The sequence below is a fragment of the Williamsia sp. R60 genome, assembly GCF_054063855.1.
In genome coordinates this window covers 719,869-732,804 of sequence record NZ_JBSSGR010000001.1, presented here as the reverse complement: position 1 = coordinate 732,804, position 12,936 = coordinate 719,869, and the positions used below count along the sequence as shown (strand labels likewise).

12 protein-coding genes are annotated in these 12,936 nt (G+C 65.2%); 6 read left to right on the top strand and 6 right to left on the bottom strand.

Annotated features, from left to right (window positions below; genetic code table 11):
- Positions 1-146: 146 nt before the first annotated feature.
- Together ACVWY6_RS03220 and ACVWY6_RS03215 are read right to left on the bottom strand one after the other, a co-directional pair.
- Positions 147-368, bottom strand: a complete 222-nt coding sequence (locus tag ACVWY6_RS03220; RefSeq protein ID WP_023956070.1) for an MbtH family protein — start codon at positions 366-368, stop codon at positions 147-149.
- Positions 369-476: 108 nt separating this feature from the next.
- Positions 477-836, bottom strand: coding sequence for a hypothetical protein (locus ACVWY6_RS03215; RefSeq protein ID WP_165842550.1), 360 nt, complete (start codon positions 834-836; stop codon positions 477-479).
- A 258-nt stretch (positions 837-1,094) separates the two neighbouring features.
- On the opposite strand from ACVWY6_RS03215, the gene ACVWY6_RS03210 reads away from it, so the two are divergent.
- The 6 genes from ACVWY6_RS03210 to ACVWY6_RS03185 all read left to right on the top strand — a co-directional run bounded on the left by ACVWY6_RS03210 (position 1,095) and on the right by ACVWY6_RS03185 (position 8,267).
- The gene (locus tag ACVWY6_RS03210; protein WP_116917462.1) at positions 1,095-2,228 is read left to right on the top strand and encodes an ATP-binding cassette domain-containing protein; all 1,134 of its coding nucleotides are present in this window, start codon (positions 1,095-1,097) and stop codon (positions 2,226-2,228) included.
- Positions 2,225-3,037: an ABC transporter permease gene (locus tag ACVWY6_RS03205; protein WP_023956078.1), complete on the top strand. Its 813-nt coding sequence runs from the start codon at positions 2,225-2,227 to the stop codon at positions 3,035-3,037. The genes ACVWY6_RS03210 and ACVWY6_RS03205 overlap by 4 nt, the downstream gene beginning before the upstream one ends.
- Before the next feature lie 512 nt (positions 3,038-3,549).
- The gene (locus tag ACVWY6_RS03200; RefSeq protein ID WP_030164843.1) at positions 3,550-4,365 is read left to right on the top strand and encodes an ABC transporter permease; all 816 of its coding nucleotides are present in this window, start codon (positions 3,550-3,552) and stop codon (positions 4,363-4,365) included.
- Positions 4,366-4,411: 46 nt separating this feature from the next.
- Entirely contained in the window at positions 4,412-5,842 is a 1,431-nt protein-coding gene (locus tag ACVWY6_RS03195; RefSeq protein WP_457536133.1) for a wax ester/triacylglycerol synthase domain-containing protein, read from the top strand.
- A 109-nt stretch (positions 5,843-5,951) separates the two neighbouring features.
- On the top strand, positions 5,952-7,346 hold the full coding sequence (locus ACVWY6_RS03190) for a WS/DGAT domain-containing protein (protein ID WP_457536131.1): 1,395 nt from the start codon (positions 5,952-5,954) through the stop codon (positions 7,344-7,346).
- A 12-nt stretch (positions 7,347-7,358) separates the two neighbouring features.
- Positions 7,359-8,267, top strand: a complete 909-nt coding sequence (locus tag ACVWY6_RS03185; RefSeq protein WP_457536129.1) for a glycosyltransferase — start codon at positions 7,359-7,361, stop codon at positions 8,265-8,267.
- A gap of 30 nt (positions 8,268-8,297) precedes the next feature.
- Here ACVWY6_RS03185 and ACVWY6_RS03180 read toward each other — a convergent pair whose 3' ends face one another.
- From ACVWY6_RS03180 to mftE, 4 genes are read right to left on the bottom strand one after another with little or no spacing between them, the layout of a single operon-like run.
- The gene (locus tag ACVWY6_RS03180) at positions 8,298-9,200 is read right to left on the bottom strand and encodes a glycosyltransferase (protein ID WP_457536127.1); all 903 of its coding nucleotides are present in this window, start codon (positions 9,198-9,200) and stop codon (positions 8,298-8,300) included.
- 57 nt (positions 9,201-9,257) lie between these two features.
- Positions 9,258-10,577, bottom strand: a complete 1,320-nt coding sequence (mftG, locus tag ACVWY6_RS03175; RefSeq protein ID WP_457536125.1) for a mycofactocin system GMC family oxidoreductase MftG — start codon at positions 10,575-10,577, stop codon at positions 9,258-9,260.
- A gap of 4 nt (positions 10,578-10,581) precedes the next feature.
- On the bottom strand, positions 10,582-12,087 hold the full coding sequence (gene mftF, locus ACVWY6_RS03170; protein WP_457536123.1) for a mycofactocin biosynthesis glycosyltransferase MftF: 1,506 nt from the start codon (positions 12,085-12,087) through the stop codon (positions 10,582-10,584).
- Positions 12,084-12,809, bottom strand: a complete 726-nt coding sequence (mftE, locus tag ACVWY6_RS03165; protein WP_457536122.1) for a mycofactocin biosynthesis peptidyl-dipeptidase MftE — start codon at positions 12,807-12,809, stop codon at positions 12,084-12,086. Before mftE ends, mftF begins: the two co-directional genes overlap by 4 nt.
- Positions 12,810-12,936: the final 127 nt, after the last annotated feature.

Genomic DNA, 12,936 nt, shown 5'->3' with positions numbered 1-12,936 from the left:
GTACGGCCCCTGACCAGGGCGGATGGGCGCGCAGCACGCATCGAAAATGAAACGTTCGATGCGATTTCGTGTCATTGTCACCACGTGTTTCGGACAGACACGATGACCTTTACGGTGCTGTGGCCCGCAGACCCGCGGTCGCGCAGCTACTGCTGAGAATCGGCTTCCATGGCCTCGATCAGGCTCTTCGGGCGCAGGTCAGTCCAGTGCTCGTTCACGTAGTCGAGGCACTCGGCGCGCGATGCCTCACCGAAGACCTTGTTCCAGCCGGCCGGGATGTCGGCGAATGTCGGCCACAGCGAATGCTGGTTCTCGTCGTTGACCAGCACAAAGAATCGGCCGTCTTCGTCGTCGAATGGATTGCTCATGAGCGGACCCTTCTCCAGTTTCGGTTACGCGTGCACCACGGTCGACACACACCACCGCCGGCGGCCCGTACCCCGCATCGGGTGCACAGACTGCCGGCGGACAGCAGATCAGACCAGTTCGGCTTCCGCGAGAACCATCATTGCCTGTATGCGTATCCCGGCAAGCGTATCGGCGAGGCCGCGCGGGCCCGACACCGCCAGCCCGGGCACGGAAGTCATGAGCGCGACGGTGAGGGCGGAATCATCCACCGCGTCGCTCGCCATCGCGATTGCGGCACCCTGTGCCCGTCCCTTGAGTTCGCCAAAGTTCACCGCGTAACCCTGACCCACCACTGCCGGCCGATCACGGCCGATATCAGCAGCAGCCATCACGAGCTGCGTGAGTGTGCGATCCTCTCGGTTACGAGAGCCGCGTGCGTCGGATCGGGCCGACGACCCCTTGCCATAGCGGCGGAGCTGCAGTACCACAACGCCCTCCCTCTCAAAACGTGCGCCGAATGCGTTCTTCTCGTGCAATTCGTCGGATGCCTGCAAATAGCCCCGTCCAGGTCACCGAAGCATAGCCATTGTCAGGCCATTGAATACCAATTGCCCAACATTCCATTCATACGGACGATATCGCTGCGTCGAGCCGTAGCGTTACGGCCCGTTGGGTGCGATAGGTTCGTAACGAATCATCAGGTGTGATCGCGTCGCCATGGCGACCATGACGATGACGGGACGGACATGCAGGCGAGGCGGGGCCGAGTTACGCAGAACAGCGACGACCAGGACGGCGTACGAGCCTCCTCGGGCGCCCCGTCCGCCTACCAGCAGCCGGTCGGCGGCGGCCGGATACAGCCCGTCGGCGGCGGCCGGATTCAGCACAGTGTGGTGGCAAACAACCTGGTCAAGACATTCGGTGATTTCACCGCCGTCGACGGCATCAGTTTCGAGGTGCCGACCGGGACGGTGCTCGGACTCCTGGGGCCGAACGGCGCCGGGAAGACCACAACCGTCAACATGCTGGCGACCCTGCTGACTCCCGACGGCGGCAGCGCCTCGATCGCCGGTTTCGACGTGGTCAAGGATCGCGCGTCGGTCCGCAAGTCGATCATGCTGACCGGGCAGTTCGCTGCCCTTGACGAATCTCTCACCGGACGCGAAAACCTCATCTTGTTCGGCAGGTTGATGGGTTTGCGCAAACGCGAGGCGAACGGCCGCGCCGATGAACTCCTCGAGGCGTTCAATCTTGTGGAGGCTGCGTCGAGGCGAGTGGGGAAGTTCTCCGGCGGAATGCGGCGGCGTATCGACATCGCCTGTGGTCTGGTGGTCCGGCCGGAGGTGGTCTTCCTCGACGAACCGACCACTGGCCTGGACCCGCGAAGCCGCCAGGATGTCTGGAACATCGTGACGTCGCTGCGCGATCAGGGCATCACCACGCTGCTGACCACCCAGTACCTGGAGGAGGCCGACCTACTCAGCGACCGGATCGTTGTCATCGACAAGGGGCGCGTGATCGCCGAGGGCACGGCCTCTGCGCTGAAGGAAGAGGTCGGTGGCACCTTCTGCGAGGTGATCCCCAGCTATCCCGACGACCTCAAGAAGCTCAAGCAACTCTTGGCCGACATGGTTCCACCGGACCAGATCCGCATCGACATGTCGCGAACCTCGTTGACGATGCCCGCGATCAACGCGACGCAGACGCTCGTGGAGATCGTGCGCCGCACCGACGCCGCCCGCATCGAACTCACCGACGTCGGCCTCCGTCGTCCGTCGCTGGACGACGTGTTCCTGAAGCTGACCGAGTCGCCGACCGGCGGCTCCCCCACGGCGACGTCTCCGGCCACCAGTTCCACGGCAGCCCGGGACCGCCGATGACGACGCTGACCCCGGATCGGGTCGTGTCCTCCGGGAGCGATCGTTCGGTGCATGCCGGCCAGCAGTGGCTGGCCCTCACCAACCGGTCGCTCCGAGGGATGGCCCGCGAAGGACAGTTCCTTCTGTGCATCGTCTCCCCGGTGCTGCTGACCGTCTGCTTCTATGTCCCGTTGCGGACGATCATGGATCTGTACCCCGGGATGGACTATGCCCAGTTCCTGATGCCGGTGATCTGCTTGCAGTCCGTGGGGTTCGTGGCCACCTCCGCTGCCATGCGGGCCGCCACCGACGGCAGCCTGGGATTGAGCAACCGGCTGCGGAGCATGCCGGTGAACATCCTGGTACCACTCATGGCCAGGCTCGCCGCGAACGTAGTACTGCTCATCATCTCGTTGTGCTGGGCCATCATCTCGGGGCTGGTGATCGGGTGGAGACCGGAGTCGGGTCTGCTCAATTTCGCAGGCTTCCTCGGCGTCGCCCTTGTTGTCGGCATAATCCTGGCGTTCGGCGCCGACACGATCGGCGCCCTGTCGCGAAACCCGCAGGCCACCAGCCAGGCCCTCGCCCTACCGCAGTTGATCCTCGGAATGCTCTCCACCGGATTTGTCCCGGAAGAACGATTCCCCGAGTGGATCAGACCATTCGCACGCAATCAGCCGATCTCTCAATTCACCGAATTGATGCGGGGATTCGACGGCGGTGAGGTGACCCTGCGGCTCGCATTGCCCTCGATCTTGTGGGCCACAGGGGTTGTTGTCGCCGCCATCATCGGCGGGGCCTGGGTGATGATTCGGAGCAGCCGACGTTGAGCGAAGACAAACGTCCGCCGCAGGAGCCGCCGGTACCGGTGGTGCCCCGTCGCCCCCGACACCGGGGCGACGGCGATGCCGCCGGGCTCCAGCACTGGTGGCGCACCGAACAGCCCCCGTCCGGACGACGCCGAAGCCGTCCCGACGACCTCCCGACCACACGATTCGAGCGACTCGACCGCAGCGAGGCGGACCAGAGCGATTACGAAGCCCCGGTCACTGCCACCAATCGGACTTTTGTCGGCCCGTGGACACTTCTGTCCCCTGGTGCCGCAGCCGCGGACTGGACTGCCGAACAAGCAGTCCTTCGCCCGTCGGGCCGTGCGGGAGCCACCGCATACCGAGGTGAGCAGCTCACCCAGTTCACCGATCCGGGCGCTCTGGACACCAGCCACGTATCGGCCGAACTCCAGCAGGCCCAGACCGTTCGTCTGGACGTGCGGAAGATCGCCGCTGCTGCTGCGGCCGTCGACGCGGCCGAGCAGGAGTCGGCGGGCGATCACCGCAAGGACCTGGCGACAGCATTTGCCGATCACCCCGACGCCAGTGAGCGCGGAGTCAAGGCGTTCCTGCGGCACGCCCGCATCCTCACCGGTCGGCAGTTGCTCGTCGTCACGCGGGACCGACTCACCCTCATGCAGAGCATGCTGTTCCCGCTCCTGAGCATGGTCATGTTCAAGGTTGTCCTCGGGGACGCCGTCGGACAGGCCACGGGTCAGAACAGTGCGTACGGCACTGTGCCCCTGGTTGTCCTTGTCGGGGCGATGTTCGGCTCGCTCGCCGTGGGCACCCGGCTGATCAGCGAGCGGCGAACAGGACTGCTGACCCGCCTCTACGTACTACCGGTACATCGGGCTGCGGATCTGACGTCGCGTGTCAATGTCGAGCTGATCCGGATCCTGGTCAGTACAGCGATCCTGACAACCGCGGGCCTGGCCATCGGATGGCGCTTCAACCAAGGGGTCCTGCCGGCAATCGGCATCTTCGGGGTCGCCCTCCTTTACGGTGCGGCCTACTCGACGATCGTTCTGACACTGGCGGTTTCGGCATCGAACCTCCCCCTGGTGCCCATCATGTCGCTCATCACGAGCTTGTTGATGTTCTTCAATTCGGGGTTCTCTCCGATCGAGGCCTACCCGGAGATCCTGCAGCCCCTGGTCCGCAACCAGCCCATGACGTGTGCCATCGAGACCATGCGTGCGCTGGCCATCGGCGGACCGGTGGCCGACAGCTTGATCAAGACGGTCGCCTGGGCTGTGGGGGCGATCGTGATCTTTGCCTACCCGGCATTGCGCGGGTACCGACGAGCCGCGGCCTCGCGAACCTGACCGTCCCCTTGGCCGGTCTGGCCTGTTCGAAAACCGCCGAGTTGGGGTGTTGTTGCCTACGATCAACACCTATGCCACCGAAACCGACGCGATGAAGCAGATCGCGGGACGTGACGCCGCCTACTTGTATCTCGGCGACGTGAACTCGTCGACCATCGTGTCGTCGTACCTGATGCCCAATCCCGACGGGCTACCGCTGACGATCGACCACACCGCCGCCGTGGATTGGTTGCGCGGACGCCTCGATGTGTCGGATCTGTTCACCAGCAAACTGATGCGTCTCCCCGGCGACGTCGGCTTGCCCTACTGGGTGCCGGATCCGGCATTCGACCCCGCCGCACATGTCCGGTTCCATGGCGTGACGGATTGGTCCGCGGCCCGAGACCTGGTGGCAGACATCGCGGCCACACCACTCGACCCGTCCCGTCCGCTGTGGCTCATGCATGTCATCACCGACATCCCCGACGCACCGGATCAAACCGGGTTGTCGACACTCGTGGCGCTTCACTACCACCACGCCGCGTTCGATGGGATGTTGTTCAGCACCCTGACGGCCACCATGTTCAGCGACCTGGAGATCACCGACGAAGTCCGTGCCGCAGGCCGGATCGTCGGGGATGCCGAAAAAACGCGGGCGGCGGCGGCGCGGAGAGAGCTCGTCGGCCTGCCCGGTCATTTCTGGCGGTTCGCCCGTGTCTGCGGAACGACAATCCGCCGGACCCGGGAAAAGGCGAAGACATCCGAGCCCGGGATACGTCGCAGCTGGCCGGTCATCCGGTTCAACGCGCCGTTCCGGGGACCGCGAATAGCTGACGGCGTGATGCTCGATCTCCAAGAAGTGCTCGAGTTGCGGTCGCGGGTCCCCGGCGCGACCCTCAACGACCTGATGCTGTCCGTCATCGGAGAGGCGACCAACCGTTACCTGACCCAGGTGGGAGAGCGCCCCGAGTCCTCGATGTCCGCGCTGGTGCCGATGTCGACACGGGCGATGCGTGAGTCCGCTTCGGCGAACCAGTTCGTCCCGATGGTTGTCGACCTGCAGACGGCCGAATCCGATCTCACCACGCGAGTCCGATTGATCTCGGCGGAAACGAGCCGGGAGAAGAAGCGCATCGCCGAGGAGGCGACCCGGGCAGACATCGCGGTGGTGGACGCGATGCCCGCACCACTGCTGCGTCTCCTCGGAGTTCTCTCGCGTCGGCAGTCGAAGTCGGCCTCCACCGCCCCGGCGTTCAACATCGTGGTGACCAACGTCAACGGTGTCCAGATGCGACGGAAGATCTTCGGACTGGAAGTGGTGGGCGGCTTCGGGGTCCAGACCGTGGCCAGTGGATCGACCCTGGCTCACGTGATGACAAACCGGGCCGACAAGCTCGCGGTGTCCATCACGGCCGATCGTGCGTCGCTCCCCGACATCACCGAGTACTGCCGGATCATCGAGCAATCGTTCAAGACCCACCAGGCCGACGTCGGCTGAGACTGCCGGCCGACCACCCCACCGTTCGTCCCCGCCCGTCCAGATCGCGGTCCCGTAGCGCCACAGCGGATCGCGTGGGACGGCCCTGCACATCACCGGAGATCGCCGAATGAAACAGGTCACCGCGCGTGACGCCGCATACCTCTACCTCGGGGACGGAGTCGCGACGGCCACGGTGGTCAGCTGCCAGGTTGTCGTGAACCCCGCCGGCCGACCGCTCGAGCTCACCGAGGATCGCCTCCTGGAGTGGATCAGCGAACGGATCTGGATCTCAGACCTGTTCACCAGCAAGCTGATCCGGCTGCCCTCAGACATCGGTTACCCCTATTGGGTTCCTGATCCGGGTTTCTCCGCAGCCGCCCACCTGCAGGTGCACCGCAACGTCGGCACGTGGGCTTCGGCGATCGAGCTCGTCGAGCAGTTCGGGGACTCGCCGATGGATCTGGCCCACGCACCCTGGCTCATGCACGTCATCCCCGACGTCACCGGCGTGCCAGGCCACGCCGGCCTGTGCAGTCTCGTGGTGTTCCGGTTCCATCACATCGCCTTCGATGGCGTCACCTCGGCGACCTTGGGCGAGAAGGTGTTCGACGACGGTGTCGTGAGCGACGCAACACGCGCGGAGGGCCAGGTCGTCGGGAAGGGCACTGCATCTCGCGCGGCGCTGACCCGTCGGGAACTCCGGCGTGGACCCGCGCTCTGGAGCCGGTTCGCACAAGAGGGTATCGGGATCGTGCGGGCATCGAGACAGCAGAGGCGAGCACAGGCGGGCGGTGTTCGGCCCCACCGGGTTTGGCCGGTCACCCGCTTCAATCACGACTTCCGCGGCCCCCGCACGGTAGGCCACATCCTCTTCGACCGCGGCGATGTGCTCGAGATGAAGTCTTCGTTGGGTGGCGCCACGGTCAACGACCTCATGTTGTCCATTGTCGGACAGGCTGTTCACGACTATCTCGGTCGCAGGAACGAGACCCCGCCATCGTCGCTGTCTGCGCTGGTACCGGTGTCGACGAGGGGAATGCGTGAAGCGGATACGGCAAACCAGTTCGTTCCGGTGGTCGTGGATCTGGTGACCACCGAAGCGGATCCCCGGGTGCGGATATCGCTGATCGCCGCGGAGACCGCACGTAAGAAGAACAGGGTCAAACAGAAGTTGGCGGAACAGACGACGGGGTTCATCGACATCGTGCCCGCCCCGGTCCTCCGGCTGCTCGGTTCCGGGCGGCCGCGCCGCAAGAAGTCAGTCGCGCCACCCCGTTTCAACGTGGTGATCACCAACCTGCCCGGGATCGCGAGACACGGTAGTTTCTGCGGGATGAACATCGTGGACAGCTTCACCATGCAACCGGTCGGCTCGGGTGCAACTCTGGCTCACGCGATCTCCGACCGTGGCGACCACATCGCCATGTCGATCACGGTCGACTCGGCAGTGATGCCCGACATCGGCGAATACTGTCAGATCGTCCGCGAGTCATTCGAGACGCACCGAGCCACCATCATCTGAGGTCAGCGAGCTATGCCCCCTCCACGATCACAGCGCCGGGGACCGTCTCGTGTCTCGGTGATCATCCCGGTCAGAAACGGCATGCCCTACCTGATCGAGCAGATGAAAGCTCTTGCCGCTCAGGACTATAGAGGCGACTGGGAGGTGGTGATCAGCGACAACGGTTCGACCGACGGATTGCGCGAGTTCATCGATGGCCCAGCGATCCCCGACGGTCTCCACGTCGTCTACGTCGACAGTTCTGCGGTGCCGGGGGCGTCGCATGCGCGTAATGCGGGCGCCGAGGCCGCCCGAGGCGATTTTCTCGCGTTCGTCGACAGTGATGACCGGGTACGTCCACACTGGCTCAGCAGCATGGCGGCCGCCGCAGAAGCCGCCGACCTCGTATCGGGATCCCTCGACACCGAGGCGCTCAACACCCCTGGGGTTCGGACGTGGCGGCCGATTCCTTTGCCCGAGGACGGTTGGCCGGTACCGGGCTGGTATCCGACCGCCATCGGCGCGAACATGGGCGTGTGGCGCGATGTCCACGACCGTATCGGCGGATTCGACGAGGCCTTTGTCCACACGGCCGAGGACAACGACTACGTATGGCGCGCACAACTGGCGGGGTACGTGCTCGTACACAGCTCTGAAGCCCTGCTCGACTACCGACTGCGCAACACCTACCGGTCGCTGTGGAAACAGATCTACGTTTATGGCCGGGGGGCGGCGCAGATACATGCCCGCTACCGGGAGATGGGGTTCACCCAATACAACCGGCCGCTGCTGTTCCCGCTGGTGGTGACGTCGCTCGCTCTTCGCAATCCTCTTCTGCCGCAAGCAGTCACCCGCATGAACACCGGTCGCTGGATTTATCACGTAGCTCACGAGGCGGGCAAGATCCGCGGCGGGATCACCCACCGCGTGCTGTGCTTGTGAAGCCTTCGGGCATCGACAGTTCGACGGCGGTCAGCGGTGGGCGCGGGGCGTGAGCCGAGTCTGCGGCGGCCGGATCAGGTTCCGAAGGGTGAATCGCTGCGAGACGGGATCATATGCCCGAAAGGGCACCCAGTTGATCAGATAGAAGGGCATGGCGACAACAAGCATCTGCACCACCGCCTTCGCTCGCTCTTTGGGCAGCCCATGCACTTTGAAGGTTCGCTGATCTCGCAGGCAGTACCTGAAGTATGCCGGGGGCGGGGTGAGGTATCGCCGGCCGGAGATTGTTGCGTCGGCGCCCGGGATCAGGCCGATCCGGACACCGTTCCGCTTGAGGCACAGGGTCAGATCAAGATCCTCGAACACGTCCGAGCGCATGCAGCTGCACGAGCGCGCCTGCTCCCACGCCGTTTTTGTCATTGCCATGTTCGACCCGAACAACCGCTGAAGATCTGGCCCCTCGGACCCCGGCCGCTCTGACATCGCGGCCAGTTCGGCCCGCGCATCGTCGGTGATACCGATGTGCGATCGGCGAAAGCGATCCTGGAACGGCAGATCATATGAAGTGCACAAGCCGGTGCCCGCTTCGTAAACGTCACCGTACTGGTCGAAGAACTCGTTGATCGACTGCGCCCACCCGGGACCGACGCGCGAGTCGGCATCGATGCGAGCGATCACATCACCCCGGGCATTGTCGAAACCGACTGTGCGGGCGTGGATCACGCCCTGTTCGGTGGCCACCACCGACCGGAACTTGCCGTACTTCGAAGCGAATTCCTCAACAAGCGAAGCCGTTTCATCAGTCGAGTTGTTGTCCACCACCACGATCTCGTACAGGTGGGTCAGTTGCGGTACCAAGCTGGCGAGGCAACCCCTGAGAGTCTCGGCCTCGTTGTAGGCCGGGATCACGACGGTCAACCGAGATTCGTCCATGGCCCCACCGTAGCCACCGGCGTTGACGGAGGACAATTGGACATTCAGTTGGGTAAATCAATAGATCAGATCCACGATGCGAGTCGCGACCATCATCACCGTCGCGTGCGGCCCGGACGAGCCGGCCGTCGGCAGGATGGAGGCATCGATCACCCTCAGACCATCGAGCCCGTTCACCGCTCCGGCCCAGTCCGTGGCCACCCCCATCGGCAGCGTGCCCCAGGCGTGCTGTGAGGTCCTGAGCACCGGATCGATCTGAGCGCTCCCCTTCTCCGCGCACGCGGCAAAGTGATCACTTTCGAACATCGCCCGCAGTCGCTCGGCCCACACGCCCAGGGTGCGCGTGTCAGCGCCGTCGAGTTCACCGAGGTCGACCTGCAGGCCGTGCGTCGCATCCCAGGAAAGGGATCCGGCGCGGTGCGGACGCATCAGAGCGGCCCCGAAAGCCGGTCCCGTCACCGGCAGACCGTCGATGAAGTCGGCGAAGTCTCCTCCGTAACAACGTAACTCGACACCGTCGGACGTGTGCACCACAGACTGCAGCAACGCCGGGGGCTTCGCGACGGGCAGCGACGCGGGGCCGAACCGCACGAGCACTTCGCGATGCTCCCACACATCCAGGCTCTGAATCTGCACGCCCGGTGACCGGATCAGCAGCTCTGCAGTCCCCAGGGTTCCGGCGCAGACAATCACTTCGTCAGCAGTGAAGACATCGTCACCGACGGCGACTCCCCTGACGCGCCCTCCCCGCACCACGAGCTCGGTGGCGGCAGCGCCGGTGAGCAGACGCAGGCCGGGCCGGCCGCCATCGTCAGCCATCCAGTGCGCGGCCGACCGACGTAGGGGGCCGTCCCGATTCGAACGCACCCGATTGATCCCCAGATCGGTCCACGGCGCCTCAACACGCGCAAGACCCTTTGATTCCCAATGACTCTCGAACGCCTCGGCATACGCACCGATCTCATCGTCGGCAAATGCCGAGACATGCATCGAGCCGCCGCCCTGCGCGCCACCATCAAGACTGTCGTAGGTGTCGGCGATCACCGGCATCGGCCAGATCTCCTCGCACCAGCCGGTGAAATCCGAACGGTGCCAACGCAGGAAGTATCCGCCGTTGACCACCGACGAGCCGCCCACACCGCGCCCTCGGGGTAGGTCGAACCCCTGCCTGCTCCGATACCGCGCCACCCGATCCGAACCCGGTCCAATCGGAAGTCGGTCCAGGCGCAGCGCGGATGGCCCCGGCGAACCGGGGCCGGCCTCGAGCCACAGGACCCGCCGATCCGGATCTCGGGAAAGGCGCTCGGCGACAACACTTCCGCTGCTGCCTGCGCCGACAACAATGACGTCCGCGCCGACATCGGCAGCTCCGCTCATCAGGTCATCGAGGGGCGACGCGGGGGCGCGCTTCGGTCGACACTGCATTACTGATCCGCGGATAGAGTGCGTCGATGCTGCGGCCGGCGAGCGCCCCCTGCCACAGACCTGCGCCATAGGCCAGATCGTCGAGCCGTTTGAGCACCATGAACCGCCACCAGCCGACGCGAGCACCGGGCTCGGGGTTCACCAGCTCCAAACGGACCCACTCGTATGCTGCCTCCCCGACCGCAACGGTGAGCAGCAGCAGCCGAAAACGCTTGGACACCAAGGCGAGGAGAATCGACAGCGGCCAATAGTGGCGACACATCGCAGACGCCGACTGCAACACCCCGAATCCCACCGACTGCGCTGTGAGTTTGGCGGCCGTGCGGGCGGCATCGGGCATGGACGACACCCGGCGGTGCAGCCGCCCGCCGATCACCCCGAAGACAGCGAGGGCGGCCATGACCCCCCAGACCGTCCCCGTGACCAGAGCCGCCATCGCCGCCGCCATGGGAACGGTGAGGGCCAAGGGAGCACCCATGCCCGGATGACGGCCCGACAGCAGCGCCGCGCCGGTACCGTAATACCGTTTGCGGTCGAGGCTCTTGGAGAGACGATGCCGATGGTCGTGGGCGACGGTGGCGATGGGGTCGTATCGCAGCGACCACCCGTCTGCATGAAGCCGCCAGCACAGGTCCACGTCCTCGGCGACCTCCATCGACTCGTCGAATCCGCGAAAGCAGTTGCGGCGCACGATCATTGCAGCGCTGGGGACGTAAGGAATGCGCGACCGGGGTGCTACCGGACCTTCTCGGCGGCCCATGTCGAGGGAAGAACACAGGGCTTCGTACCGGGAGGTGGCGCCGCCGCCCGGCTCGAGCGCGACGATTCGTGGCGCCGCCAGGGCGACCTTCGGGTCCGAGAAGTGGCCGAGCAACTTGGTGAGCCAATCATGCTCTGGCACGACGTCGGAGTCGAGGAAAGCGAGCAACTCGGTGTCCGCGTGGGCGGCTCCCCTGTTACGCGCCGCTGCGGGTCCACGACTGCGCTCGAGGCGGATCACCTGGGCGCCTGGCGCCTCGATCGGTACGGTCGACCCGTCGTCGACGACGATGACCTTGTGTCCGCCCAGACCCGGTAGCAGCCGGTCGATTCCGGACTGGTTGTCGCGCACCGGGACCACCACGGTGACGTCGGTGTCGGTCGGGCCGAACATCGGCCGTGGGTGACCGACGCCGGCATCGAGCAACTTCCTGGCCAGTTGCGAGGTGGTGCGGTCGTGCACCGTGAGCCGGCCGTCGGCGTCGAGTAGGCCGCCGGCCAACTCGGACAGGTTCAGGAGCCGGGTCGGCGATCCCCCGATGATGTGGCGACGATCGTCGGAGATCATGCAGCGTGGATCGAGCTGCACCTGGAATCCGGGCGGCGGGACCGCGACGTCGGGATCGACCGGGACGTCGACCTGTGATCCGTCCGGATCCCCACCTTCGTCTTCGCGCTCGTCCTGACGACTTCCGGCGATCACGTGAGCATCCCGTTCGAGTCAGGCTCCCACCGACCGACAGCGTCGGCCAGCCGCACGGCCATGTCGCTGAGCATTCGCCTCCCTTCGGCGGCCGAAGCCGCCATCGGATCGCCGAGTATCCCGTTGTCACTCACAGCTGCCACTCCCCCTGCACGCATCGATGCCATCAATTCGGACACCGGAGTCACGTTGCCGCTGACCATCTCCTCGACGCGCACCGTCATCGGCGAGATGTGCAGCAACAGCGACGTTTCCGTATAGCCGGCATGTGCGTCGGCGCCCGGAGAGGCGCATCCGAACCATGCCACTTCCCGACCCTCGGTGCGCAGTTGCGACACCGCCGACAGCAACGTTCTCCCGTTGCCACCGTGAGCGTTCACGAACACCAACCGGGCCGCCCATCGGCAGGCGCTGCGCCCGTACTCGACCAGCACCGAGTGCAGCACCTCGTGCCCGATGGAGATGGTCCCGGGGAATCCCTCGTGCTCCCCGGCCGCACCGTAATTGAGTGGTGGCGCAACCATCAGGTCGACCCCCGGAGCCCTTGGCTCCGGGCTCGATCCGGTTGCGGCATCGGCAACGGCAGTCGCTATCCGCACATCGGTGTCGAGTGGCAGGTGTGGCCCATGTTGTTCGATGGAACCCAACGGGACGAGGACCGTGGCCGACCGATCATCCAACTCGGTCCAGCTTCGGAAGCCGAGCCCGCCCGAAGGTGTCATTCGGACAATGGTAGACCGTTGCCGCTTCGCCCCGAAGGGCTTTGCCGCCCGAGCATTCGCTCGGCACCTGGTTTACTTGGCACCCGACAGTATTTGGATGTGACGCGCTGCGCCCGCCGGGTGGCGT

What these genes read in the sequence shown, in the direction of transcription:
- ACVWY6_RS03190 (WP_457536131.1), top strand. Translation starts at nt 5,952, where the DNA reads ATGAAACAGGTCACCGCGCGTGACGCCGCATACCTCTACCTCGGGGAC.
- ACVWY6_RS03205 (WP_023956078.1), top strand. Translation starts at nt 2,225, where the DNA reads ATGACGACGCTGACCCCGGATCGGGTCGTGTCCTCCGGGAGCGATCGT.
- ACVWY6_RS03220 (WP_023956070.1), bottom strand. Translation starts at nt 368, where the DNA reads ATGAGCAATCCATTCGACGACGAAGACGGCCGATTCTTTGTGCTGGTC.
- ACVWY6_RS03210 (WP_116917462.1), top strand. Translation starts at nt 1,095, where the DNA reads ATGCAGGCGAGGCGGGGCCGAGTTACGCAGAACAGCGACGACCAGGAC.
- ACVWY6_RS03180 (WP_457536127.1), bottom strand. Translation starts at nt 9,200, where the DNA reads ATGGACGAATCTCGGTTGACCGTCGTGATCCCGGCCTACAACGAGGCC.
- mftG (WP_457536125.1), bottom strand. Translation starts at nt 10,577, where the DNA reads ATGAGCGGAGCTGCCGATGTCGGCGCGGACGTCATTGTTGTCGGCGCA.
- mftE (WP_457536122.1), bottom strand. Translation starts at nt 12,809, where the DNA reads ATGACACCTTCGGGCGGGCTCGGCTTCCGAAGCTGGACCGAGTTGGAT.
- ACVWY6_RS03185 (WP_457536129.1), top strand. Translation starts at nt 7,359, where the DNA reads ATGCCCCCTCCACGATCACAGCGCCGGGGACCGTCTCGTGTCTCGGTG.